This is a genomic window from Sphingomonas sp., from assembly GCF_045810705.1.
In the GTDB taxonomy this organism is placed as follows: domain Bacteria; phylum Pseudomonadota; class Alphaproteobacteria; order Sphingomonadales; family Sphingomonadaceae; genus Sphingomicrobium.
Genome location: NZ_JBJMVI010000017.1, coordinates 33,515 through 56,580, shown reverse-complemented (window position 1 = coordinate 56,580; position 23,066 = coordinate 33,515). Strand labels below are relative to the sequence as shown.

General features: G+C 66.3%; 28 protein-coding genes and 1 tRNA gene. 14 read left to right on the top strand and 15 right to left on the bottom strand.

Annotated features, from left to right (window positions below; genetic code table 11):
* Positions 1 to 8 precede the first annotated feature (8 nt).
* From ACJ8FR_RS08335 to ACJ8FR_RS08320, 4 genes are read left to right on the top strand one after another with little or no spacing between them, the layout of a single operon-like run.
* Entirely contained in the window at positions 9 to 1,286 is a 1,278-nt protein-coding gene (locus tag ACJ8FR_RS08335) for an MFS transporter (RefSeq protein WP_407828165.1), read from the top strand.
* Positions 1,283 to 2,695 carry a glucuronate isomerase gene (gene uxaC, locus ACJ8FR_RS08330; RefSeq protein WP_407828164.1) on the top strand — a complete coding sequence of 471 codons (1,413 nt, stop codon included), beginning with the start codon at positions 1,283 to 1,285 and terminating at the stop codon, positions 2,693 to 2,695. Before ACJ8FR_RS08335 ends, uxaC begins: the two co-directional genes overlap by 4 nt.
* On the top strand, positions 2,692 to 4,083 hold the full coding sequence (locus ACJ8FR_RS08325; RefSeq protein WP_407828163.1) for a mannitol dehydrogenase family protein: 1,392 nt from the start codon (positions 2,692 to 2,694) through the stop codon (positions 4,081 to 4,083). The genes uxaC and ACJ8FR_RS08325 overlap by 4 nt, the downstream gene beginning before the upstream one ends.
* A 13-nt stretch (positions 4,084 to 4,096) precedes the next feature.
* Complete coding sequence (locus tag ACJ8FR_RS08320; protein ID WP_407828162.1) at positions 4,097 to 5,101, top strand: sugar kinase; 1,005 nt, start codon at positions 4,097 to 4,099, stop codon at positions 5,099 to 5,101.
* 59 nt (positions 5,102 to 5,160) lie between these two features.
* Here ACJ8FR_RS08320 and ACJ8FR_RS08315 read toward each other — a convergent pair.
* Positions 5,161 to 5,251, bottom strand: a tRNA-Ser gene (locus tag ACJ8FR_RS08315).
* Positions 5,252 to 5,339: 88 nt separating this feature from the next.
* Here ACJ8FR_RS08315 and ACJ8FR_RS08310 point away from each other — a divergent pair.
* The 3 genes from ACJ8FR_RS08310 to ACJ8FR_RS08300 are packed head-to-tail and all read left to right on the top strand — an operon-like array spanning position 5,340 to position 6,912.
* Positions 5,340 to 5,750 carry a metallopeptidase family protein gene (locus tag ACJ8FR_RS08310; RefSeq protein ID WP_407828161.1) on the top strand — a complete coding sequence of 137 codons (411 nt, stop codon included), beginning with the start codon at positions 5,340 to 5,342 and terminating at the stop codon, positions 5,748 to 5,750.
* Positions 5,747 to 6,298 carry an ATP-binding cassette domain-containing protein gene (locus tag ACJ8FR_RS08305; RefSeq protein WP_407828160.1) on the top strand — a complete coding sequence of 184 codons (552 nt, stop codon included), beginning with the start codon at positions 5,747 to 5,749 and terminating at the stop codon, positions 6,296 to 6,298. Before ACJ8FR_RS08310 ends, ACJ8FR_RS08305 begins: the two co-directional genes overlap by 4 nt.
* Positions 6,295 to 6,912 carry a heme exporter protein CcmB gene (locus ACJ8FR_RS08300; protein ID WP_407828159.1) on the top strand — a complete coding sequence of 206 codons (618 nt, stop codon included), beginning with the start codon at positions 6,295 to 6,297 and terminating at the stop codon, positions 6,910 to 6,912. The genes ACJ8FR_RS08305 and ACJ8FR_RS08300 overlap by 4 nt, the downstream gene beginning before the upstream one ends.
* Here the strand turns inward: ACJ8FR_RS08300 and ACJ8FR_RS08295 are convergent.
* The 8 genes from ACJ8FR_RS08295 to ACJ8FR_RS08260 all read right to left on the bottom strand — a co-directional run bounded on the left by ACJ8FR_RS08295 (position 6,909) and on the right by ACJ8FR_RS08260 (position 12,382).
* Positions 6,909 to 7,772, bottom strand: coding sequence for a class I SAM-dependent methyltransferase (locus tag ACJ8FR_RS08295; protein WP_407828158.1), 864 nt, complete (start codon positions 7,770 to 7,772; stop codon positions 6,909 to 6,911). The genes ACJ8FR_RS08300 and ACJ8FR_RS08295 overlap by 4 nt on opposite strands.
* Positions 7,769 to 8,998, bottom strand: coding sequence for a M16 family metallopeptidase (locus tag ACJ8FR_RS08290; protein WP_407828157.1), 1,230 nt, complete (start codon positions 8,996 to 8,998; stop codon positions 7,769 to 7,771). Before ACJ8FR_RS08290 ends, ACJ8FR_RS08295 begins: the two co-directional genes overlap by 4 nt.
* Positions 8,995 to 9,591, bottom strand: coding sequence for an SURF1 family cytochrome oxidase biogenesis protein (locus tag ACJ8FR_RS08285; RefSeq protein WP_407828156.1), 597 nt, complete (start codon positions 9,589 to 9,591; stop codon positions 8,995 to 8,997). The genes ACJ8FR_RS08290 and ACJ8FR_RS08285 overlap by 4 nt, the downstream gene beginning before the upstream one ends.
* Complete coding sequence (locus ACJ8FR_RS08280) at positions 9,588 to 9,863, bottom strand: DUF983 domain-containing protein (protein WP_407828155.1); 276 nt, start codon at positions 9,861 to 9,863, stop codon at positions 9,588 to 9,590. The genes ACJ8FR_RS08285 and ACJ8FR_RS08280 overlap by 4 nt, the downstream gene beginning before the upstream one ends.
* A gap of 92 nt (positions 9,864 to 9,955) precedes the next feature.
* The gene (locus ACJ8FR_RS08275; RefSeq protein ID WP_407828154.1) at positions 9,956 to 10,765 is read right to left on the bottom strand and encodes a cytochrome c oxidase subunit 3; all 810 of its coding nucleotides are present in this window, start codon (positions 10,763 to 10,765) and stop codon (positions 9,956 to 9,958) included.
* 35 nt (positions 10,766 to 10,800) lie between these two features.
* A complete protein-coding gene (locus ACJ8FR_RS08270) occupies positions 10,801 to 11,352 on the bottom strand; it encodes a cytochrome c oxidase assembly protein (RefSeq protein ID WP_407828299.1) in 552 nt (183 codons plus the stop codon).
* On the bottom strand, positions 11,346 to 11,474 hold the full coding sequence (locus tag ACJ8FR_RS08265; RefSeq protein ID WP_407828153.1) for a hypothetical protein: 129 nt from the start codon (positions 11,472 to 11,474) through the stop codon (positions 11,346 to 11,348). The genes ACJ8FR_RS08270 and ACJ8FR_RS08265 overlap by 7 nt, the downstream gene beginning before the upstream one ends.
* Positions 11,471 to 12,382, bottom strand: a complete 912-nt coding sequence (locus ACJ8FR_RS08260; RefSeq protein ID WP_407828152.1) for a heme o synthase — start codon at positions 12,380 to 12,382, stop codon at positions 11,471 to 11,473. Before ACJ8FR_RS08260 ends, ACJ8FR_RS08265 begins: the two co-directional genes overlap by 4 nt.
* Positions 12,383 to 12,451: 69 nt before the next feature.
* Here ACJ8FR_RS08260 and ACJ8FR_RS08255 point away from each other — a divergent pair, with 69 nt between their 5' ends.
* Positions 12,452 to 13,069: a peptidylprolyl isomerase gene (locus ACJ8FR_RS08255; protein ID WP_407828151.1), complete on the top strand. Its 618-nt coding sequence runs from the start codon at positions 12,452 to 12,454 to the stop codon at positions 13,067 to 13,069.
* Here the strand turns inward: ACJ8FR_RS08255 and ACJ8FR_RS08250 are convergent.
* From ACJ8FR_RS08250 to coxB, 4 genes are all read right to left on the bottom strand, one after another.
* Complete coding sequence (locus tag ACJ8FR_RS08250) at positions 13,047 to 14,813, bottom strand: TIR domain-containing protein (RefSeq protein WP_407828150.1); 1,767 nt, start codon at positions 14,811 to 14,813, stop codon at positions 13,047 to 13,049. The genes ACJ8FR_RS08255 and ACJ8FR_RS08250 overlap by 23 nt on opposite strands.
* A gap of 9 nt (positions 14,814 to 14,822) precedes the next feature.
* Complete coding sequence (locus ACJ8FR_RS08245; protein ID WP_407828149.1) at positions 14,823 to 15,095, bottom strand: DUF4242 domain-containing protein; 273 nt, start codon at positions 15,093 to 15,095, stop codon at positions 14,823 to 14,825.
* Positions 15,096 to 15,210: 115 nt separating this feature from the next.
* Positions 15,211 to 16,884 (bottom strand): cytochrome c oxidase subunit I, encoded by a 1,674-nt coding sequence (gene ctaD / locus ACJ8FR_RS08240; protein WP_407828148.1) that lies wholly within the window; start codon positions 16,882 to 16,884, stop codon positions 15,211 to 15,213.
* 15 nt (positions 16,885 to 16,899) lie between these two features.
* Positions 16,900 to 18,018: a cytochrome c oxidase subunit II gene (gene coxB, locus ACJ8FR_RS08235; protein ID WP_407828147.1), complete on the bottom strand. Its 1,119-nt coding sequence runs from the start codon at positions 18,016 to 18,018 to the stop codon at positions 16,900 to 16,902.
* A gap of 145 nt (positions 18,019 to 18,163) precedes the next feature.
* Between coxB and pyrE the strand changes: the two genes are divergently transcribed.
* From pyrE to ACJ8FR_RS08210, 5 genes are read left to right on the top strand one after another with little or no spacing between them, the layout of a single operon-like run.
* Positions 18,164 to 18,748 (top strand): orotate phosphoribosyltransferase, encoded by a 585-nt coding sequence (pyrE, locus tag ACJ8FR_RS08230; protein ID WP_407828298.1) that lies wholly within the window; start codon positions 18,164 to 18,166, stop codon positions 18,746 to 18,748.
* Positions 18,745 to 19,473, top strand: coding sequence for a pyridoxine 5'-phosphate synthase (locus tag ACJ8FR_RS08225; protein ID WP_407828146.1), 729 nt, complete (start codon positions 18,745 to 18,747; stop codon positions 19,471 to 19,473). Before pyrE ends, ACJ8FR_RS08225 begins: the two co-directional genes overlap by 4 nt.
* The gene (gene acpS / locus ACJ8FR_RS08220) at positions 19,470 to 19,877 is read left to right on the top strand and encodes a holo-ACP synthase (protein ID WP_407828145.1); all 408 of its coding nucleotides are present in this window, start codon (positions 19,470 to 19,472) and stop codon (positions 19,875 to 19,877) included. Before ACJ8FR_RS08225 ends, acpS begins: the two co-directional genes overlap by 4 nt.
* A gap of 3 nt (positions 19,878 to 19,880) precedes the next feature.
* Positions 19,881 to 20,753, top strand: a complete 873-nt coding sequence (lepB, locus tag ACJ8FR_RS08215) for a signal peptidase I (protein WP_407828144.1) — start codon at positions 19,881 to 19,883, stop codon at positions 20,751 to 20,753.
* Positions 20,753 to 21,937, top strand: a complete 1,185-nt coding sequence (locus ACJ8FR_RS08210; protein WP_407828143.1) for an AI-2E family transporter — start codon at positions 20,753 to 20,755, stop codon at positions 21,935 to 21,937. Before lepB ends, ACJ8FR_RS08210 begins: the two co-directional genes overlap by 1 nt.
* Here ACJ8FR_RS08210 and ACJ8FR_RS08205 read toward each other — a convergent pair.
* Complete coding sequence (locus ACJ8FR_RS08205) at positions 21,843 to 22,361, bottom strand: FKBP-type peptidyl-prolyl cis-trans isomerase (RefSeq protein ID WP_407828142.1); 519 nt, start codon at positions 22,359 to 22,361, stop codon at positions 21,843 to 21,845. The two genes, ACJ8FR_RS08210 and ACJ8FR_RS08205, sit on opposite strands and share 95 nt — an antisense overlap.
* Before the next feature lie 22 nt (positions 22,362 to 22,383).
* A complete protein-coding gene (gene rpsU / locus ACJ8FR_RS08200) occupies positions 22,384 to 22,590 on the bottom strand; it encodes a 30S ribosomal protein S21 (RefSeq protein WP_407828141.1) in 207 nt (68 codons plus the stop codon).
* 223 nt (positions 22,591 to 22,813) lie between these two features.
* Between rpsU and ACJ8FR_RS08195 the strand changes: the two genes are divergently transcribed.
* The gene (locus tag ACJ8FR_RS08195; RefSeq protein ID WP_407828140.1) at positions 22,814 to 22,975 is read left to right on the top strand and encodes a hypothetical protein; all 162 of its coding nucleotides are present in this window, start codon (positions 22,814 to 22,816) and stop codon (positions 22,973 to 22,975) included.
* Positions 22,976 to 23,066: the final 91 nt, after the last annotated feature.

Here is a 23,066-nt window from a genome sequence, read left to right as displayed (position 1 = left end):
GCAAGGGCGTGCCTTCCGACGACGTCCCGATCCGGCCCGGCCGAATTCGCTGGATCATCTGTGCGCTGCTCTTCGCGGCGGTCGTGCTGAGCTACGTCGACCGTCTGGTCCTCCCCACTTTGAAGCCCGAGCTCCAGGCGCGCTACGGGTGGAGTGAGCAGGGCTATGCCTCATTGGCGATCTGGTTCCAGGCCGCTTACGGCATTTCCTACGTGCTGTTCGGCCGGCTGGTCGACCGCGTGGGCGCGCGCCTCGGCTATGCGCTCGCGGTTTCACTGTGGACCATTGGGCATGTCGCCCACGCGGCCTTCACCAGCACCGCAGGCATGCTGTTCGCGCGCGTCCCGTTGGCAATCGGGGAGGCGGGAACCTTTCCGGCCGCGCTGGCGGCTGTCCAGGAATGGTTCCCCCGGCGCGAGCGGGCGCTTGCCATCGGCCTGTTCAACGCCGGATCAAATATCGGCGCAATCGTCACTCCGCTGATCGTGCCGATCATTGCGGTGACATTCGGCTGGCGCATGGCGTTCTTTGCGACAGGATCGCTGAGCATCCTCTGGCTCGCTGCCTGGCTGAGCTTTTATCGCCGTCCCGACAAGCATCCGAAGGTCAGCGCGCAAGAGCGTGCATGGATTAGCGCCGAACCAGCCGAGCGCCATGTCCCGGTGCCATGGGCCAAGCTCCTGCGCCTGCGCCAAACCTGGGCCTATGCCGCGGCGCGGTTCCTGATCGATCCCGTGTGGTGGACGTTCCTGTTCTGGCTTCCCGACTTTTTCAACCGCACCTATCACGTCAAGATGCTCAACTTCGGGCCGCCGCTTGTCGCCGTCTATGTGCTTGCCGACGTCGGCTCGATCGCCGGCGGCTGGGGCTCCTCGCACCTGATCGTGCGCGGCTGGTCAACCGGCCGTTCGCGTAAGACGGTGATGGGAATTTGCGCCTTATTCGCGCTCCCGGTTGCGTTCGCCGCCCATGCGCCTGGCCTATGGTGGGCGGTGCTCGCGATCGGCCTGGCCTGTGCCTGCCACCAGGGCTTTTCGGCGAACGTCTATGCGATGCCGGGCGATCTGTTCCCGGCGCGGGCGGTCGGATCGGTGGTCGGTATCGGCGGGCTCGCCGGCGCGCTCGGCGGCATGCTGATGGCAAAGTTCGCCGGCAGCATCTTGCAAGCCATCGGCAGCTACGGCCCGATCTTCGTCGTCGCCGCCTGCGCCTATTTCGTGGCACTCGCCGTCGTCCAACTGATCGTTCCGCGTTACACGCCGGTTGAACCCGGGAAGCTGGTATGAGCGCGCTGGTGCTTCATCCCGACCGCCTGTTCCCCGCCGAACCCGGCACTCGCGTGTTTGCCCGCCGCCTATACGAGAAAGTCGCGCCGCTTCCGATCGTCAGCCCGCACGGCCACACCGATCCGCGCTGGTTCGCGACCAACGCGTCGTTCGAGAACGCGGCCGAGCTGCTTCTTCGCCCCGACCATTATCTGCTGCGCATGCTGATGAGCCAGGGCATCCCGCTGGAGGCACTTGGCGTTCCAACCGCAGACGGCACGCGGGTCGAAGCCGATCCGCGAGCGGCATGGCGCCTGTTGGCCGAACATTATTACCTGTTCCGCGGCACGCCCTCGAAGCTGTGGCTCGACTGGGTCCTGGGCGAGGTGTTCGGCATCGGTGAGCAGCTCGACACGCAAAGCGCCGATGCCATCTACGACCTCATCGGGCAAGCGCTCGCCACCGACGCCTACCGCCCGCGCGCTTTGTTCGACCGCTTCGGGATCGAGGTCCTCGCCACCACCGAAAGCCCGCTCGATTCACTCGAGCACCATGAGGCGATCCGTGCCAGCAGCTGGGGCGGGCGGATCATCACCACCTACCGGCCCGATCCGGTCATCGATCCCGACACGCCCGGGTTCGCCGCAAACCTGTCCCAGCTGGCTGAGCTGACCGGCGAAGATGTCGGAAGCTTCGCGGGCTATCTGCGCGCGCACCGCCTTCGTCGTGAATTCTTCAGGTCGCACGGTGCGACGGCGACCGACCACGGCCATCCGAGCGCCCTGACCGCGGACTTGGCGCTTACGGATGCGGAAGCGCTCTACGGCCGCATTTTGCGCGGCCGCGGCGAAGCGGGCGATGCCGAGCTCTTCCGCGGCCAGATGCTGACCGAGATGGCGCGCATGTCGCTCGACGACGGGATGGTGATGCAGCTCCATGCCGGGGTCTATCGCAATCACAATCCGCACGTGCTCGCACGCTTTGGACGCGACAAAGGCGCGGACATCCCGGTCGCCGGCGAATTCGTGCGAGGACTGAAACCGCTGCTCGACGCCGTCGGCAACGAACCGGCCCTAACACTGATCCTCTTCACCCTCGACGAGGATGTCTATGCGCGCGAGCTGGCGCCGCTCGCCGGCCATTATCCGGCTCTCCGAATCGGGCCGCCATGGTGGTTCCACGACAGCCCCGAAGGCATGCGCCGGTTCCGTGAGCGAGTCACGGAAACGGCCGGCTTCTACAACACGGCTGGGTTCAACGACGACACCCGCGCATTCCTGTCGATCCCGGCGCGTCACGACGTCGCCCGCCGAATGGACTGCGGCTTCCTTGCGCGGCTCGTTGCCGAGCATCGGCTCGACGAGGACGAGGCGCACGAGGTCGCTCACGATCTCACCTACGGCCTGGCCAAGCGCACCTATCGGCTGTGACCAGACTTTCGGCCGCAACGCTCGATCGGGTGCCATCGAGGGTGCGCCGGCCCGGCTACGATCGAACGCGAGTGCGTGCCGGCGTCGTCCATCTCGGCCTCGGCGCATTCCATCGGGCGCACCAGGCCTTGGTCTTCGACGACGCGCTCGCCGCGGGTGACCATGGCTGGGGCGTCGTCGGCGTTTCGATGCGGTCAGCCGCCATGCGCGATCGGCTTGTGCCGCAGGATAAGCTGTACACGGTGATCGTCGAGAACCACAGCGAACGCGAGGCCCGGGTCGTCGGCGCGTTGCTCGACATCCTCGTGGCGCCCGAGGAGCCTGCGCGCGTGATCGAGGCGATTGCCGATCCGGGAGTTCACCTCGTCACGTTGACGATTACGGAGAAAGGCTACCACGCATCGCGGAGCGAAAGCGCCGCCGGCCTTATCGCTGCCGGCCTGTTCCTGCGCCGTCAGCGGAATCTTCCTGGACTGACTGTCATGTCATGCGACAATCTGCCGAACAACGGCGAGCGACTGCGGGCTGCGGTCTCGAAGAGCGTTGGCACCGCTAATTCCGGCTTGGCCGACTGGATCGCGATGTCCGTCACATTTCCCTCGACCATGGTCGACCGCATCGTTCCGGCAACCACTGGGGCGGACATCGCGCGGTGGCAGGTCGAGGGTGGGTTTGAAGACCAGGCGCTCGTCCGCACCGAACCCTTTTCGCAATGGGTCGTGGAGGACCGCTTTGCCGGGCCGATGCCGGACCTCGGCGCACTTGGCGTCACTCTGACGGCGGACGTCCGCCCGTGGGAGCAAGCGAAGCTCCGGCTTCTGAACGGCGCGCATTCGGCCATGGCCTATCTCGGCGGCCTCGCCGGGCTCACGACTGTCGATGATTTTGTCCGCGCGCCGTTCGGCGAACCCTTTCTTCGGTCGCTGTGGGACGAGTCCGCGCCGACCGTGACGCGCGCGCCGAGGTTGGATCTCACGCACTATTGCAACCGCCTGCTCGAGCGGTTCGGCAATCCTGCGCTCGAGCATCGCCTCGCGCAGATCGCGATCGACGGTTCGCAGAAAATTCCGCAGCGGATCGTGGCGCCGTTGCTCGAGCGGCTCGCCACCGGGGCGGAGGCGACCGCGCTTGGCCTTGCACTGGCGGCGTGGATGCGCTGGCAACAGGGTGTCAACGATCTCGGACGTGCGTTTACCGTCGATGACCCGTTGGCGGAATTGATCTCGCCTGTTGCCGGTGATGCCGCGGCTTTGCTCGGCCTTGAGCAGATATTCCCGCCTGAAGCGCGGACCAACCCTGCGCTCGTCAAACTCGTGTCCTATCATCTGCGGCAGCTTGAAACCCTTGGCGCCCGCGGCGCAATCGAAGCAATGCTCACCCATAGCTGAGGCAAACTGAACCATGGTCGACGGTAAGTTTCTGGCATTTGGCGAACTGCTTGTGCGGTTGTCTCCGCCGCCGCCCGAGCTGTTGCTGCAAAGACCGGCGTTGACGGTTTGGCTCGCGGGCGCCGAAGCCAATGTAGCGACCGCGCTCGCAAGACTCGGACATGAGGTCGCCTTCGTGAGCCAGGTGCCGGATAACGATCTCGGACGCTGGGCGGTGGCCACCCTGCGCAGCCATGGCATTGACACGACCGCAGTCGCGCTCGGTGGGCAGAGAATGGGGCTCTATTTCGTGACGCTCGGTGCAGGGGCGAGAGCGACGGACGTGCTCTACGACCGCGAAGGCTCAGCTTTCGCCACTGCGCCCACGGCGCAGTGGAACTGGGACGAGCTGCTCGAAGGGGTCGGCCATCTGCACCTCACCGGGATCACGCTCGCGCTCGGTTGCGAACCGGCCGACGCCGCCATCGCCGCGGCCTCGGCTGCTGCGGCACGGGGAATCCGCGTTTCGTTCGACGGCAACTGGCGGGGCAAGCTGTGGGCGCGCTGGGACGGAGACCCGAAGGCGTACCTGCGCCAGGTCATGACGAGCGTCGACATCCTGTTTGGCAATCAACGCGATCTCGGCCTCATGCTTGGCCGCGACTTTCCTGAACCGGATATGGGTGCGGCCGCTTCCGCCGCATTCGAGGAGTTCCCGCGACTGACGATGATCGCCTCGACCGAGCGGCACATCGTGAGCAGCGACGTCCACGATTTTGGCGCGCGCATCGACAGCCGGCACCATTTTGCCGAAGCGGGTAAGGTCCGCATTGAAGGAATTGTCGATCGCGTCGGCAGCGGCGATGCATTTGTCGCGGGTGTTCTCCACGCGCTGCTGAGAGGCGGGGATGGCGATGTTGCAGTTCGCACCGGCGTCGCCTTGGCAGTGCTGAAACATTCGTTGCCGGGCGATGCCGCTTTATTCTCGCAGCGCGACATTGATGCATTTCAGGCCGGCGAGCGCGACATCCGGCGCTAGCCCACACACCGGAATCGAGCCGGGAAAATCGGACCGTTGGAGACTGACTCGCTGGCTGGTGGCGGAGCGGGAGGGATTCGAACCCTCGATACGGTTTTGCCGTATACTCACTTTCCAGGCGAGCGCCTTCGACCACTCGGCCACCGCTCCGCATTTTCCCTGGAACGCGGCCATCTAAGGGCCGACGCAGCGCTGGGCAAGGTTGCCGCCCGTAACGGCGGCCCCTAGTCCCGTGCCCATGACCCCCGCGGAGCGCCTGTCCGGCCGAACGCCGTCGGAAGCGGAGATCGACGAGATCGCGCGGCGCACGCTCGAGCGGTTGCCCTCGCCCTTTGCCGAGAGCCTGAAGGACGTGGTTCTGCTGGTCGAACCCTTGGCCAATGGGGAGACCGCGCGCCGGGTCGGCCTGAGCCATCCGATGCAGCTCAGCGGCCTCTATGAGGGCGTCTCGCTCAACCGCCAAAGCGTCGGCCAGTCGGGCATGCTGCCCGAGCGCATCACGCTCTTCTCGCGCCCGATCCTCGCCGAATGGCGCTCGACCCGCGTCAGCCTCGAGCAGCTCGTTAGCCACATCGTGATCCACGAAGTCGGGCACCATTTCGGCTTCTCCGACGACGACATGCACGCGCTCGAGGACGGTGCGGAGTGAAGCCGCTCCTGCGCTTCCAGGGCGTTGCGCTGCGCCGCGGCGGGCGCTTGCTGTTCGATGGCCTCGACCTGGTGCTTGGACCGGGCGAGGCGCTCCAGGTCGCCGGCCCCAACGGCAGCGGCAAGTCGAGCCTCCTGCGCCTCGCCGCCGGGCTGCTCCGGCAGGAATGCGGGCGCGTCGAGCGCTCGCCGCTGGCGCTTGCCGACGACGCTGTCGCGCTCGACCGCGAGCTGCCGCTCAGCCGCGCGCTTCGCTTCTGGGGCGGATCGCCGGAACGGGCCATGGATGCGCTCGGGATCGCGTTCCTCGCGGACGTCCCGGTGCGACTGCTGTCGTCCGGACAGCTCAAGCGGGCGACGATCGCGCGCGTCGCCGCATCCGGCGCGACGCTGTGGTTGCTCGACGAGCCGCTCAACGGCCTGGACGCCGACGGTGCGCAGAAGCTGGCGCTGTTGGTCGAACGGCATCGCGCGCGCGGCGGCGCGGTGCTCGCCGCGTCGCATCAGCCGCTCGCGGGCGAGTGGCCGCGGCTGAAGCTCACCGCATGATCGGCGCGCTGATCGTCCGCGACGTTCGGCGTGGGTTCACCGGCGCGGCCTGGCTGCCGATCGCCTTCTTCCTGCTGGTCGCGGCGCTTCTCCCGTTCGCGATCGGCCCCGATGCACGGCTGCTGTCGCGGATCGGTCCCGGCGCATTGTGGATCGCCGCATTAACGGCGGCGCTGTTGCCCATCGAGCGGCTGATCGAACCCGACCGCGCGGACGGAGTCCTCGACCAGCTCGCGCTCCACGGCCTTGCGGAAGAGAGCGTCGCCTTCGCGAAGATCGCCGCGCACTGGCTGACCTTCGCGCCGCTGTTGCTGGTTGCCGCCATTCCCGCGTCTGCCCTCCTCGCGATGGACGGAGCATCGCTGGCCCGGACCGAGATCGCGCTGGCGATCGGTACACCGGCGCTCGCCGCGCTCGCAGTTGCCGTCGCAGCGGTCACCGCCGGCCTGCCACGCGCGGGCTCTCTTGCGGGGCTGCTGTTGCTGCCGCTTGCGGTCCCCCTGCTGATCTTTGCAATCGCCAATGCGTTGCCGCTCGAAGCGGCGATGTCCCTGCTGCTGACGGCGGGCGCGCCGTTCGTCGCCGGTGCGTCGATCCGCGCTTCGAGGACTTAGTCTTTCGACCACCGCGCGAAGATCGCCGTCGGCAAAAGCAATCCCCGCGCTTCCTCGCGTACCGCCATTTCGCCCATCTCGACGCGGCCGCCCAGGTCGCCAACCACCTGCCTCACCAGCTCGCCGATGGCGAGCGCCGACATGCGCACCGCATAGACGGTCAGCACCAGCAAGCGGCCCTTCTCGTCCAGCAGCTTCCGGCAATCCGCCAGCAAGGGCGCGAGATGCTCCTCGAGCCGCCACACCTCACCCGTGGGTCCGCGCCCGAACTTCGGCGGATCGAGCAGGATCCCGTCATAGCGCCGTCCCCGCCGCACCTCGCGCGCCGTGAATTTGGCCGCATCGTCGACGATCCAGCGGATAGGCTTGTCGCTCATGCCGGAGAGCGAAGCATTGTCCTTGCCTTGCTCGACCGATTTCCTCGACGCGTCGACGTGGACGAGGCGCGACCCAGCTTCGCTCAGCAGCAACGTGCCGACGCCGGTGTAGCCGAACAGGTTCAGCACGTCCGCGTCGGCCGCGCGCTCGCGCATCCAGTCCCATTGCGGCGCCATGTCAGGGAAGAAGCCGAGGTGCCGAAAAGGCGTCAGCGAGGCGTGGAAGCGAACTCCATCGCGGCCCAGGTCCCAGTGAGGCGGCACCGGCCGATGCTGCACCCAGCGGCCGCCGCCCTCCTCGTCGCTGCCGGGGACGAAGGTCGCATCCGGGTCCCAGTCGCGGCGTGCCGGCGCCCACATCGCCTGCGGCTCGGGCCGCACGACGGTCACGGGCCCATAGCGCTCCAGCTTTTGCCCGTTGCCGCAGTCGATCAGGCCCCAGTCGGCCCACGGCTCGGCAATGATCGTCGTGAGATCGCTCACGCGGCCAGCGCGAGCTTCGCCCCGACCGAGGCGACTGCGATCGGTCCGTCGAGCAGCGCCTGCCCAGCCGCACGCGCGCCGGCGACGGTCACGCCGCGGATCTGGCCGAGCAGCTCGTCGAGCGTCAGGATCCGGCCGAACACCTCGATCGAGCGCGCGATGTGATCGGCGCGGCCCTGCGCGGTCTCGAGCGTCATCAGCAGGCCGGCCTCCATTTGCGCACGCGCGCGGTTCAGCTCGGCTTCGCTCAACGCGTCCGCCGTTGCCGCTAGCACATCGCGCGAGAGCTGCACCGACTCCGCCGCCCGCGCCCGTTCGGCGGCGCAGCCGATAGCGACCAGCCCGGTGTCGGCGAACGGCTGGTTCCAGGCGTAGATCGAATAGGCCAGACCGCGCTCCTCGCGCAGCTCCTGGAACAGCCGCGACGACGTACCGCCGCCCAGGGCCTGGACGAATAAAGCCAGCGCGGGATTCCGCGGGTCAGCGGCGCGAACGCCGGGGAAGGCGAGGCACCAATGGGCCTGCTCGAAGCTGCGGCTGTCGTTGCGCAGCCCGCCGGTGAAGCGCGCCGGCTCGATGGCCGGTGGCTCGGACGCCGGTATGTCCCCGAACAGCCGCTCGGCGAGCTGCAGCACGGCATCGGCCGCAACCTTGCCACTCGCGGCCAGTACCAACCGCGACGGGACGAACTGGCCAGCGAGCCAGTCGCGGCAATCCTTCGGCTCGACCGCGCGAATGCTGTCCTCGCGCCCGAGCACCGAGCGGCCGATCGCCTGCCCGTCGAACGCCGCTTCGAACAGATGGTCGTGGACCAGATCGTCGGGCGAGTCGGTCGCCTCCCCGAGCTCGGACAGGATCACCTGCTTCTCGCGCGCCAAATGCGCCTCGTCCAAATGCGGCGACCGCACCAGGTCGGCGATGAGTTCGGCAACCAGCGGCAGGTCCCGCCCCAGCGCGCGGCCGTGGAACACCGTCTGGTCGCGCGCCGTCCAGGCGTTGAGCGAGCCGCCGACATCCTCGATCACTTCGGCGAGCGCGCGCGTGTCGCGCCCGCCCGCGCCTTTGAACACCATATGCTCGACCAGGTGCGCGAGGCCGCTGAGCCGCTCCGGCTCGGAGCGCGAGCCGACGGCGGCGTAGAGGCCAAGCGCGACCGACTCCGCGCCCGGCAGCGGGTCGACCGCGACCGTCAGGCCATTGGCCAGGATATGCTGCTCGCCGCTCATTTGGCTGTACTCAGGCGCTTGCGCACGGCCAGGCCGTAAATAAGCAGGGCCGCGATTGCCAACCCAAACCAGGTCGCCGCATATCCCCGATTGCGGGTCGGCGAGACCTTCACGGTCGGCTCGGGAACCGCACTCGCTTCCAGTCCTGCCGCAGGAGACGCCGACACGAGGCGAATCCGGCTCTTGTCATCTGGAACGATCACACCGCTCACCAGTCCGCCCGTCCAGCCTGTGCGTGCATTAGGGTTTTTCGACCAACCGACCTCAACGCTCATCCCGGGCCCCTCGGCTCCCGTCGCGCAATCGGCGATGATTAGATAGCCGGGTTCCTCAGAACGATTTTCACCGGCAGCCGTCCGGAAGTGGACTGTCCGCAGGCAGTTACCGGCTGCGTAGCGATAGATGGGCAATTGCTCGGTACGCATCGGCGCTGTCGGAAAAGTGATTGGCGGCAGGTGAGCGGCCGATCTATAGGTCGCCAGCAGCGCCTCATTCTGCCTGGCTCGATGCAATTGCCAAACGCCGAGCTTGATCAGCAGTGCAATCGCGGCGACCACCAGGATTGTGGGCACAATCAAACTTCGCTTGGTCATTTCGCGATCCGCCCCTCGCGTGCGCGGTGCTTGTATTCCTGCGCGAGGAGCCAGGCCTTGGACAGGCGGAGGCCGCCGATCGTCAGCGCGGCCGCAAATGGAACCCAGATCAGGTGCACCCACCACGGCGGAGTCAGCGCTGCGTCGAGCCACAGGGCGCCGACGACGGTGATCGTCCCGACGATGAAGATCAGGAAGGCGGCCGGCCCGTCGCCGACGTTGAAGCTGTCGAAATCAAGATCGCAGCCGCGGCACCTGGAGGCAAAGCGCACCCAGCCTGAAAAGAGCGTATGCGCCCCGCACCTCGGGCAGTTCCCGGCAAGCGCTGACCGCAGCGCGGAGGGCACCCCGGTCGCGTCCGGCGTCACCCCGCGTGCGGCGCGCCCCAGCCGCCCCAGACGTAGATCGACGTGAACAGGAACAGCCACACGACGTCGACGAAATGCCAGTACCAAGCGGCCGCCTCGAAGCCGAAATGCTGCCTTGGCGTGAAGTCGCCTCTGTACGCCCGGATCAGGCAGACGGTGAGGAAGATGGTGCCGACGATCACGTGAAAGCCGTGGAAGCCGGTCGCCATGAAGAAGGTCGAGCCGTAGATGCTGCCTTTGAAGGCGAACGGCGCGTGGGCATATTCATACGCCTGGACGCTGGTGAAGGTTACGCCGAGCAGGATCGTGCACCACAGGCCGAGCTTGAGGCCGTGGCGGTCCCCGTGGATCAGGCTGTGGTGCGCCCAGGTGACGGTCGTGCCCGAGCACAAGAGGATCAAGGTGTTGAGCAGCGGGAAGCCCCACGGGTCGAGCACCGAGACGCCCTTGGGCGGCCACACCCCGCCGACGGCCGCAGGCGGGAAGATCGCGCTGTCGAAAAATGCCCAGAACCAGGCGAGGAAGAACATCACCTCGGACGCGATGAACAGGATCATGCCGTAGCGCAGGTGCAGCTGCACCACCGGCGTATGATCGCCGCCGTGCGCCTCGCGGATCGTGTTGGACCACCAATTGTACATCGTCACCAGGACGCCCGCGACGCCGAGCGCGAACACGAACTTGCCGTAGGGGTTGTCGTGCCACCACATGACGAGGCCGCTGAACAGCAGGCCGGCGCAAGCGGCGCCGATGATCGGCCACGGATCGGGTTCGACCAGATGGTAATCGTGGTTCTTCGCGGCCATCGCTTGCAGCTTCCCTCTGTATCTTCACCCGGCCTCTAGCGGGCCGCGGTTTGGGTTTCCACCGGGTAAAATGTGTAGCTGAGCGTGATCTCGTCCACGTCGCGGGTGTCGGGGTCCTGCTTGATCTTGGGATCGACGAAGAACACCACCGGCATGTCGACCGTCTCGCCCGCCTTCAGGGTCTGCTCGGTAAAGCAGAAGCACTGGATCTTCTTGAAATATTTGCCCACCTGGTCGGGCGAGACGTTATACGCGGCCTGGCCCGTCCACGCGCGAGCGCTGAGATTCTGGGCGCGGTAGAATATCTTCGTTTGCGCGCCCGGCTTCACCTGGATCGTCGTCTGCTCCGGCTCGAAGCGCCACGGGAGGCCGGGATGCACGTTGGCGTCGAACCGCACGCCGACCGCGCCCGCGACCGCGCCCGGCGCCTTCTCGGCCCGCAACGGCGTCCCGCCGAAGCCGGTCAGCGAGCAGAAGGTGCGGTAGATCGGCGGCGAAGCGAAGGCGAGGCCGATCATGGCCGCGACGATCAATGCCATGATCAGCGCCGTGCGATTGTTCCTCCGGGCCACGATCGTGTTCACCAGTTCATTCCCGTCTTGGCGATGGTGATGAAGAACAGCAGGACGACGAAGCCGCCGAGCAGCAAGGCCACGATCCGGGCGCGATCGCGCTGGCGCTTGCGGATGACGTCCTGGTCGGCGTTCACCACGGCAGCCAACGGTCGGCGACCAGCACCGCGAACAAAGCGAAGAGGTAAAAGACCGAATAAGCGAACAGATGCTTTTCGGCGTCCATGCCGCCGGGATCGGTCGCGGGATTGCGCAGCACGCGCGCGGCCAGCACCACGAAGACGAAGCTCAGCATCCCGGCGCTGACGCCGTAAACCGGGCCGGCGAGACCGAGGAGCCAGGGCGCAATCGCCGCTGCCGCCATCGGCAGGCTGTAGAGGAAGATCTGGCGGCGCGTGTTCTGGACCCCGGCGACGACCGGCAGCATCGGGATCCCGGCGGCGGCATAATCCGAGCGGACGAACAGCGACAGGGCCCAGAAGTGGGGTGGGGTCCACAAGAAGATTATCGCGAACAGCAGCAGCGGGAGAGCCGCGACATGGCCGGTCGCCGCGACCCAGCCGATGAGCGGCGGGAAGGCGCCCGCCGCGCCGCCGATGACGATGTTCTGCGCGGTGCGGGGCTTCAGCCAAACGGTGTAGACGACCACGTAGAACAGGATCGAGACCGCGAGCAGCGCGGCGGCGAGCCAGTTGGTTGCAAGGCCGATCAGCAGCACCGAGAAACCGCCGAGGCCGACACCGAAGTGAAGCGCCGACTGGCGCTCCATGCGTCCCGCCGGCAGCGGCCGCTTGGCCGTCCGCCGCATCTTCGCGTCGATCTCCACTTCGTACCATTGGTTGAGCGCCCCGCACGCGCCGGCCGCCAGCGCGATGCAGAGGATCGCGGTGAAGCCCAGCACCGGCGGTAGCTGTACCGGCGCGACCAGAAGCCCGCACAGCCCGGAGAACACCACGAGGCTCATCACGCGCGGCTTGGTCAGCGCGACGAAATCGCGCCAGTCGGCCGGCAGCGCGGCTGGGTTGGTCATTTCGATGGCAGGCATTGGCGCCGCCTATAAGGACTTGCCCTCACGCCGAAAACCCCTCTCCCGCCGGACGGCCAGCCCCTGTAGATGAGCCTGATGCTCACCCGAATCGCCCTGCTGCTCAGCGCTCTCGCCGCCATCCCGACCATGGCTGCCCAGGCGCCGGCCGAGGACCTCGTTCCAGTCGCCATCGACACCAGCCTCGGCCGGATCGTCGTCGCCCTCGACCGCGGACACGCGCCGGTCACCACCGCGAACTTCCTCCATTACATCGATACACACCGCTTCGACGGCCAGAACTTCTACCGGGCAATGCACATGCCGGACGGCAAAGGCGGCGACGGCGGCCTGATCCAGGGCGGGGTCAGGACGGACGTGCGCAAACTGTTTCCCCCGATTGCGCACGAATCGACGGCGCAGACGGGTCTGCACAATGTGGCCGGAGCGATCTCGATGGCCAATGCCGGTGCGGGCACCGCCCGCTCCGACTTCTTCATCCTGTTGTCGGACATGCCCAGCCTCGACGCGAACGGACCCGGTGGCGATGCCACCGGTTTCGCCGCGTTCGGTCACGTGACCGAGGGCATGGACGTGGTGAAGAAAATCTGGAGCGCTCCGGTGTCCGCCACCAAGGGCGAGGGCGTGATGAAAGGCCAGATGCTCGATCCGAAGATTCAGATCATCAAGATTGAGCGGGTGAAGTAGCCGGCGCGTCTTCCTTGGTCTTCAGGGTCTTTCGCGCATCCGACATAAGCCGTTCAAAGCGCGGATCATCATGAATGCTGTCGAGGTCCGGATCCGTTTCGGCGTATTTGAGCTGCCGAATGGCGTCTGGCCGCCGCAAAATGCTCTGGAGCATGCTTAACGCGCCCTCTTTGTCACCCAGATGGACCGCGAGAAAGCAGGCGAAATTATATCGCATGTTGAGATTGTCGGGATCGATGAGCAGCGCGCGCGTTATCCAGTCCCGTGTCCGTTCCTCGTCGCCCGCTATTGCATAACCGCCAGCAAGCATTCCCAACGCCGCGCCATTGCTGGGATCCTGCTGAACCGCTTTCTGGCTTTCGGACACCATCATTCGGGCCGCCTCGCGAAGCTTCTTCATGTCTCCAACGGCACGGTAGCAGGTCGAAAGCATCCCCCACGCATGGAAGTCGGTCTCCATGAGCTCCGCCGCTTTTTCATAGTGGCGCGTCGCAGTCGCGACGTCGCCCCGGAAAAGGTAGAAAAGCCCAGCTTCCTTATTCACCTCCCAAGAATCTGGACCGAGACGGATGGCTGCCTCCATGGCGGCGGCGGCCGCGTCGTGCTGTTGCCTCTCTTGCAACCGCCGGACCATGGGCAAATGCGCCTCGGCAATGGCCGGATCGATCGCGAGTGCTGTGTGTGCTGCGGCGAAGCCGTCATCCACGTCGTGCCCATAACCATACCGGAGGCTGGACTGGACCATCGCGAGCAGCGCCCAGGCGTCTGCATAGTAGGGATCGATCTCCACGGCTCGGCTGCAGATGCGCATGACGCGTTCTTCGCGCCGGACATCGCCGTGATTGCCGGTCACCCAATATTGCCGCGCGAGCAGGTAAAGGTTGTAGGCCTCGGCGCTGGTGGTCCGGCGCTGCTCGATGGCCTTCTTCTCTGCCGGCATAAGCTTGAGCTTGAGCGCGGCGACGATCGCCTTGGAAATCTCGTCCTGGATGGTGAAAATGTCGGTGAGGTCGCGGTCGTAGCGGTCGGCCCACAAATGGCCTCCCGATGCGCCATCGATCAGCTGAGCGTTGATCCGCACCCGGTCGCCGACTTTGCGCACGCTGCCTTCGAGCACATGGCTAACGCCGAGCGCCTTCGCGGCCTCGCACACGTTGACCGACCGGCCCTTGAACGTGAACGCGGTGTTCCGCGCGATCACCTCCAGCGCGGAGATCTTCGACAGGTCGGTCGTGATGTCCTCGCTGATCCCGTCGCTGAAATATTCCTGCTCCGGATCCCCGCTCATGTTCTGGAACGGAAGCACGCAGATGGAAACGCCGCCCGATGCGACCCGCTTGCTTTCCACCGCTGGCGCCCCGGCAAGCTCGGTGACGCTGGCGAGCAGTTTCCGCCACCCGGACGCGGTCCGTTGCCCGTCCCATGCCTTGAGGTCGGCGCATTGGATCTGGCCGAACGGCATCGGCGGCATCGTCCCGTCGAGGCTCGCCTGGATTAGCGTCAGCGCGGTGCGTGCGGTGTCGGCTTCTGCCCGGACCCAGTGCGATTTGGCCGCTTCTGCGGACCACAGAACGACAACCGCTCCGGCGCCGTTGATCCGTTCCTCGATGACTTCCGCATAGGGGCGGTGCGCCGGCAGCTCGTCGTCGCGCCATACTTCGAAGCCGGCGCTGCGCAACTCGTCCGCAACGAGTTTCGCCAGCGGCTCGTCGCTCCGCGCATAAGAGATGAAGACATGCGACATCCGCCGACGCTACTCGGCGGTGGTCGGGTCGATCGTCGAACGCACCTGGGAAATCTTGTTGGCCGGAAACCCGCCGCGCTGCGCGTGCTCGCGGATCATCTCCTCGTTTGGCGCGCGATAGACGCAGTAGATCTTGTTGTCGGTGACATAGCTGTGCACCCACTGGATTTGCGGACCGAGGTCGCGCAGCACTGAGCAGGATGTCTGCGAAGCGTTCTTGAGGTCCTCCGGGCTGAGCGACCCCGCGCCCGGCATTTCCCGCTCGATTACAAACTGAGGCATGACGTCTTCTCCGTTACCCCGGAGGCGTACCGCATAACACCGGTTTAACAAAATGTCCGCCGGCACGGCGCTGACCCGGGCCGCGGCGCAGGAGGCGGCGTCCGCCCAACGCCCGCTAGTCGATCCGCGGCAGCGTCGAATATTGGTGGAACGGCGGCGGGCTCGGCAATGTCCATTCGAGCGTCGTCGCGCCTTCGCCCCACGGATTCGCCGGCGCCTTCTTGCCGGCCGCGAGCGACCACAGGATGTTGACGAAGAAGATGGCCACGCCCGTGATGGTGATCATGTAGCCGATCGTCGAGATCTTGTTCCAGTAAGCGAAGGCCGGCGTATAGTCGGGAATGCGCCGAGGCATTCCGTCGAGCCCGAGGAAATGCTGCGGGAAAAAGACCAGGTTCACGCCGATGAACATGATGAAGAAGTGCAGCTTGCCGAGCGTCTCATTGTACATTTTTCCGCTCATCTTCGGGAACCAGTAATAGAAGCCGCCAAAGATCCCGAACACCGCGCCGAGGCTGAGCACGTAGTGGAAATGCGCGACCACATAATAGGTGTCGTGCATGTAATTATCGACGCCGCCGTTGGCGAGGACGACGCCGGTCACTCCGCCGACCGTGAATAGAAAGATGAAGCCGATCGCCCACAGCATCGGCGTTTCGAAGCTGATCGAGCCGCCCCACATGGTCGCGATCCAGCTGAAGATCTTCACGCCCGTGGGGACGGCGATGATCATCGTCGCGGCGGTGAAGTACATCTTCTCATCGACGCTCATGCCGGTGGTGAACATGTGGTGCGCCCAGACGACGAAGCCGATCACCCCGATCGAGACCATCGCGTAGGCCATGCCGAGATAACCGAACACCGGCTTGCGGCTGAAGGTCGCGACGATCTGGCTGACCATGCCGAAAGCCGGCAGGATCATGATGTAGACCTCCGGGTGGCCGAAGAACCAGAACAGGTGCTGGAACAGCACGACATTGCCCCCGCCCGACGCGTCGAAGAAGGCGGTGCCGAAGTTGCGGTCGGTGAGCAGCATGGTGATCGCGCCGGCGAGCACCGGGAGCGCCAGCAGCAGCAGGAAGGCGGTGACCAGGATCGACCACACGAACAACGGCATCTTGTGCAGGGTCATGCCCGGCGCGCGCATATTGAAGATGGTGGTGATGAAGTTGATCGCGCCGAGGATCGAGCTCGCGCCGGCCAGGTGCAGCGAAAAGATCGCCATGTCGACCGCCGGCCCCGATGAGCCCGAGGTCGATAGCGGCGCGTAAATTGTCCATCCGGTTCCAGCGCCGAGCCCGGTTCCGCCGGACACGAAGGTCGAGCCAAGTAACAATGAAAAGGCCGGGATCAGCAGCCAGAAGCTGATGTTGTTCATCCGCGGGAACGCCATGTCGGGCGCGCCGATCATCAGCGGCACGAACCAGTTGCCGAAGCCGCCGATCATTGCCGGCATGACCATGAAGAAGACCATGATCAGGCCGTGCGCGGTGATCAGCACGTTCCAGTGGTGCGTCCATTCGTCGAAGTTCGCCGTGCCCGACCCGATCGGCCAGGCGCGGTTGAGCACCTGGATGCCGGGCTCCATCAGCTCCCACCGCATGATCCCCGAAATCCCGCCGCCGATGACTCCGGCAACGATGGCGAAGATCAAATAGAGCGTGCCGATGTCCTTGTGGTTGGTCGACATGAACCAGCGGACGAAGAACCCCGGCTTGTGGTCCGCATCGTGATGCGCGTCATGCGCTTCGTGCGGCTGGAGATGGAGCGAGTCGGCGGTCGTGCTCATGGGTGTGCTGATCCGTTACTTGGCTTGGGTCGCGCGGTTGGCGACATTGGCATTGTTCGGGGCCGGAGTCGGCGTGATGGCTGTCCCCGCCGTCGCTGGCGCGGACGCCATGGCGTTCGTGCTCGTATCGGCAGCGGCAGGCTCGGCCGCGGCCGCAGTCTGCGTTGCGCCAGGCATATGCCCGCCCTTCTGCGCGACCCACGCCGCGAATTGCGCAGGGGAAGTCACTTCGACGGCAATCGGCATGAAGCCGTGCCGCGCGCCGCACAGCTCGGAGCATTGGCCGAAATAGACCCCCGGCCGGTCAACCTTGGCCCAGGTCTCGTGCAGCTGGCCCGGGTTGGCGTCCTGCTTGATCCAGAACGCCGGCACCGCAAAGCTGTGGATCACGTCGTCGGCGGTGATGATGAACTTGACCACTTTCCCCTGCGGCAGGACCAGCCGCTCGTCGACCGCGAGCAGCGGCGGACCATCGGCGTCGGTCCGCGCGCGCTGGTTGGCCTGGCGCGTCGGGTCCTTCGCCTCCTTCAGCATGTAGCTGTCGAAGCTCACGCCGTAATCCGGCAGCTCGTACGACCAATACCATTGGTGCCCGGTCACCTTGACCGTCACGGCGGCGGGCGGCGGGCTGTACTGGTGCCGCAGCAGGCGAATCGAGGGGATCGCGATCGCGACCAGGACGAGCACCGGCAGCAGCGTCCACACCACCTCGATCAACGTATTGTGCGAGTTGCGCGAGGGCACCGGATGGGCGCTGCGACGAAAGCGGACCATCGCGAACAGCAGCAGCGCGAGCACGATCACGCTGATGATTGCGCACAGGGTCAACAGCCAGTTGTTGTGGAATGCGACGGCCTCGCGGCCGATGGGAGTCACCTGGTCCTGGATTCCCATGCGTCCGTCGCCGGGTTCGCCGACGCCGGCCGTCGGGAGCATGTGGCCGACTGTCCCGGGAACCACGGTGGGGGCCGTCGGCGCATCCGGCTTGCCCGGGTTCTGCGCGGTGCCCGCAGGCGGCGTTGCGGTGGTCGCGGCGGCGGAAGCATTATGCTTGGGCGCGCCTGCGGGGGACTGGGCTGCCGCCGGTGTGAGCCCGGCCGCGGCCAAGGCGATCGCCCATCCAATCCGTCGCATCGAAACCCCTGACAATGGTGGAACCTTGAGCGCGGGGGCGCCTGGTTTGCGAGGCTCTATAGGCGCGGCATTTCCGAGCCTCAAGCGGGACTTCGGGCGGGGAGTTGATGGGGGTGGCCATGGGCCTTAATGCCGCTCGGCGATGATCAGCGACGATGACATTCTCGATGAGTTCCGCGCCGCGGGCGCGCTGCTCGAGGGGCATTTCATCCTCTCCTCGGGCCTCAGGAGCCCGCGCTACCTGCAGTGCGCGCGCGTGCTGATGGACCCGGCGCGGGCGGAGCGGCTGGCGCAGGCCCTCGCCGCGAAGGTCCTGGCGGACGTTCGCAGTCGGGTCGAAGCGGTCGTCTCCCCCGCGATGGGCGGCGTGATCATCGGCCACGAAATGGGTCGCGCGCTGGCCAAGCCGGCGATGTTCCTCGAGCGGCCCGAAGGTGTGTTCGAGCTGCGCCGCGGCTTCCGCCTCGATCCCGGCACCAAGGTGCTGATGGTCGAGGACGTCGTGACGACCGGCCTGTCGTCCCGCGAAGCGATCGACGCGGTGCGCCGCGCCGGCGGCGAGGTTGTCGCCGAGGCGGCGCTGGTCGACCGCTCGTCGGGCAAGGCGGACCTCGGCGTCCCGTTCTTCCCGCTGCTCCGCATCGACGTGCCTACCTATAAGGCGGATGCGGTGCCGCCGGAGCTTGCCGCCATTCCCGCGGTCAAGCCGGGGAGCCGGGCGGCAGCTTGAGCAACCGGCTCCGCCTCGGCGTCAACATCGATCACGTCGCGACCATCCGGAACGCGCGCGGCGGCGACCATCCCGATCCTGTCCGGGCGGCCCACATCGCCGCCGAGGCCGGCGCCGACGGCATCACCGCGCACTTGCGCGAAGACCGACGCCACATCACCGACCGCGACATCGACCGGCTGATGGCCGAGATCGACCTGCCCCTGAACCTCGAGATGGCGGCGACCGAGGAGATGCTCGACATCGCGCTCCGCCACCAACCGCACGCCGCCTGCATCGTCCCCGAAAAGCGCGAGGAGCGCACCACCGAAGGCGGCCTCGACGCCGCCGGTCAGCACAATCAGCTGGCTTATTATGTCGACAAGCTCGGCGCCGCGGGGATTCGCGTCAGCCTGTTCATCGAGCCGACCGAGGAGCAGGTCGCGGCGGCCGTGCGCCTCGGAGCGCCAGTCGTCGAGTTCCACACCGGGCGCTATGCCCATGCGGAAGGTGATGATCGATCGACCGAGCTCAAGAGGATCGGGGATTGCGCCGCGCTCGCGGTCAAGAACGGTATCGAGCCGCACGCCGGCCATGGCCTGACGTTCGACAATGTGATCCCGGTCGCCGCCATCCCGCAAATTGCCGAGCTCAACATCGGCCATTTCCTGATCGGCGAAGCGATCTTCACCGGCCTCGACACCAGCGTCCGCCGGATGCGCGAGCTGATGGACGAAGCGCGATGATCGTCGGCATCGGCTCGGACCTGTGCAACATCGAGCGGATCCGGAACTCGCTCGACCGCTGGGGCGACAAGTTCCTCAACCGCGTCTTCACGGAGACCGAACGCGGCAAAGCCGCGTCGCGCCCGCACACCGTCGCCGGAACCCTCGCCAAGCGCTTCGCCGCCAAGGAGGCGTTCTCGAAGGCGGTCGGCACCGGCTTCAAGCGCGGCGTCCACATGAAGGACATCGGCGTCGTTAATCTGCCGTCAGGCGCGCCGACTTTAAGCCTGACCGGCGGAGCCAGGGCGCGCCTTGACGCCCTTGCGCCGGAAGGCCACGCCATCGACATACACCTGACCATGACCGACGATCACCCCTGGGCGCAGGCCTTCGTCATTCTGACCGCCCGCAAGCTGGAGCCTTAATTGTTGACCGAGACCGTACCCGAGCCGACCGCCGATCAGCCGGCTCCCGCCGAAAAAAAGGAAGACAAGGGCTCCGCTTTATGGCGCGAGATCAAGGGCCTGCTGTGGGTGCTGCTCGCGGTCCTCGCCTTTCACAGCTTCATCGCCAAGCCGTTCTACATCCCATCGGAATCGATGATGCCGGGCCTGCTCACCGGCGACCGGCTGGTGGTCACCAAATATCCCTATGGCTGGTCGTGGGTATCCCCCAGCTTCCACATCATCGGGCCGATGAACGGCCGGTTGTTCGGCCGCCTGCCCGAACGCGGCGATATCGTCATCGTCACCCCTCCCGGCACCCGTACCGACTACATCAAGCGCGTGATCGGGCTTCCCGGCGATAATCTGCGGATGGTCGACGGCACGCTGTACATCAACGGCCAGCCGGTGAAGCGCCAGCCGCTGCCGCCCGAGACGGTGCCGATCGACATCAATTCGCCGTGCGGCTCGCCGACGGATCCGGCGCTTTACGACTATCGGGTGCGCGGCGCCGACGGAAAGATGTCCTGCCGGGTGCCGGTGGTGCGCGAAACGCTGCCCGGCGGACGCACCTACGAGACCGTCGAGCTCGGCCGCTCGCCCGAGGACAATTTCGGACCGGTCGTCGTGCCGCCGGGGCACCTGTGGCTGATGGGCGACAACCGCGACGATTCGGCCGACAGCCGCGTCCCCGAATGGCAGGGCGGCCTCGGCGGTCCGGTGCCGTGGGAGAATATCGGCGGCCGCGCCGAGTTCATCACCTTCTCGCTCGACGGCTCGAGCGTGTGGTGGAACCCGATCAGCTGGGTCAAGGCGCTGCGCGCCGGCCGCGCCGGAAGGTCGCTCAGGAATAGCTGATGGCCAAGCCGCCGACTGTTGAGCCGCACGTCGAGCGGCCAGGTCCGGCGGAGTTCCGCGACCCGTTCGTCCGCCGCGAGCTGGCGAAGGCGGCGGTGTGGTTCGGCATGGCCCTCGCCATCGCTGGCGTGATCGTCCTCGGCCAGCCGCTGCTGCTGATCATCGGAGGCATGATCTTCGCCGTGTTCCTCGATGGCGGCGTTCGGCTGCTTGGCCGCTATCTGCCGATCGCGCGCGGCTGGCGGCTGCTGATCGTGCTGCTGCTCGGCTTCGGCTTCCTCGGATGGGTGGTGTGGTTCGCGGGAACCACGATCGGCGCCCAGTTCGAAGCTTTGCGCGAAGTCGTCACCGCCCAGGTCGACCGCCTGATCGCCTTCGCCAAGTCGCTCGGCCTGATGCCCCAGGGCCAGCCCAATGATCTCGGCAGCCAGCTTTTGGGCGGCGTCGGCCGGCTGACCAGCGCCGTCGGCAGCGTCATCGGCGCGGTCGCAAGCGTCATCGCGATGATCGTCATCGGCATTTTCCTTGCGTCGGAGCCGCGGCTTTACGACCGCGGCATCGCGTGGATGCTGCCGTTGCGCGCCCGCGGCGGCTTCTACCGCATCGCCGAGCACGTCGGCTTCACGCTGAGGCGCCTGCTCTTCGGGCGCCTGATCGCGATGGTCTTCGAGGGCGTCTTCACCTGGTTCATGCTGACTTTGGGCGGCGTGCCCATGGCCGGGCTGCTCGGGCTCATCACCGGCGTCCTCGCCTTCATCCCCAACATCGGCGCGATCACCTCGGGCCTGGTCATGATCGCGGTCGGGTTCAGCGCCAGCTCCGGTCAGGGGATCTGGTGCATCATCGTTTATTTCCTGGTGCACAATATCGACGCTTATGTGGTCGTGCCCTACGTCGCGCGGCGGACGGTCGACATCGCGCCGGCGGTGCTGCTGGCGATGCAGCTGCTGATGGCCGCGCTGTTCGGGATCCTCGGCGTGCTGTTCGCCGACCCGATCCTCGCCACCCTGAAGGTGGTGCTGATCGATCTCAGCAAGCAGCAGGCCGATGAGGAGAATGAAGCGCCGGAGATCGTCTCGGGCGGGGGCGTTACTGCTGCGGCGCCTGCTGCGGCTGTGCCTGCATCTGCTGCATCATCGCCGCGCCGCCGCGGGCGATCTTCCGCACCCGCACGTCGAACGTAAGCCCGCTGTTCTTGGGAAAGCCGGGCGGCGGAGGGTTGGTTCCGAACGCGAGCCGCTGCGGCATGGTGAAGCGATATTCGCCGCCGTCCTGCATCTTGCTCATCGCCTCGGCGAACCCGGGATAGACCTGGTCCATGGTGAAGGGCTGCGGGCCATTGTGGCTCTCGCTGCTGTCGATCACCGTCCCATCGTCGGTGGTCAGGATATAATCTAGCAGCGCCGCGTCGGCCCTCGTGATTGGCTCGCCGGATCCGGCCTTGACGGTGCGGAACTGCAGGCCGCTTTCGGTGATGATCGGGCGGAGCGCGCCGGCGCCGATCCAGGCGAGCCCGATCCCCGCCGCGATGATCAGCACGAAAGCAAGCCACAGCGCGGCCGTGCGCCCGCTCCCGGCGGGACGATGGGCGGCTTCGGCGACGGACACGGGGGTGCTTGGCGCTTAAGGTTTACCGGACGCCTTCACGCTCGGCGCGCTTGCGCTCGAGCTTGCGGGCGCGGCGGATCGCGGCGGCACGCTCGCGGGCGCGCTTCTCGCTCGGCTTCTCATAGTGGCGGCGCAGCTTCATCTCGCGGTAGACGCCCTCGCGCTGCAGCTTTTTCTTGAGCGCGCGCAGCGCTTGCTCGACATTATTGTCGCGAACGATGATCTGCATAAAATCCCGTCACAATCCCTTCTGAGAAAAGCTATGGCCCTTGGTGGCAATAGCTATCGGCCTCCAGAGGCTATTCCTCGGCGGCGCCGGGGCCTTAGCAGCGCCCGCCAAAGGGGGCAAGGCGTTGCCAATCCGTGGTAGCGTCTCAGTCTCAAACTTGCCGCGATTGACAGCGCGCCGCCGCCCGCCACGTGATATGCCTAGCGCAAAGCACGGAGGCGGGATGACCAAAGATCAGATTCGCGATGAACATGACCGATTGCAGGGGGTGCTGGAAGCGTACGAGGCCCGCGCGGTTGCCAGCTCCATTGTCGATCACCACGCCGGCTTAAGGCAGCGCATTGCAGGGCTGGCGCTGAAGTTGGCGGCGACGAATGTCGCCTAAGGCCAAGCGGAGAAAAGCGCCCCGCCGATGCGATTTTCCTGCTGAATCATTGAACGCTGCGGCGAACCGTTGGTGTCGCACGATGAACTCG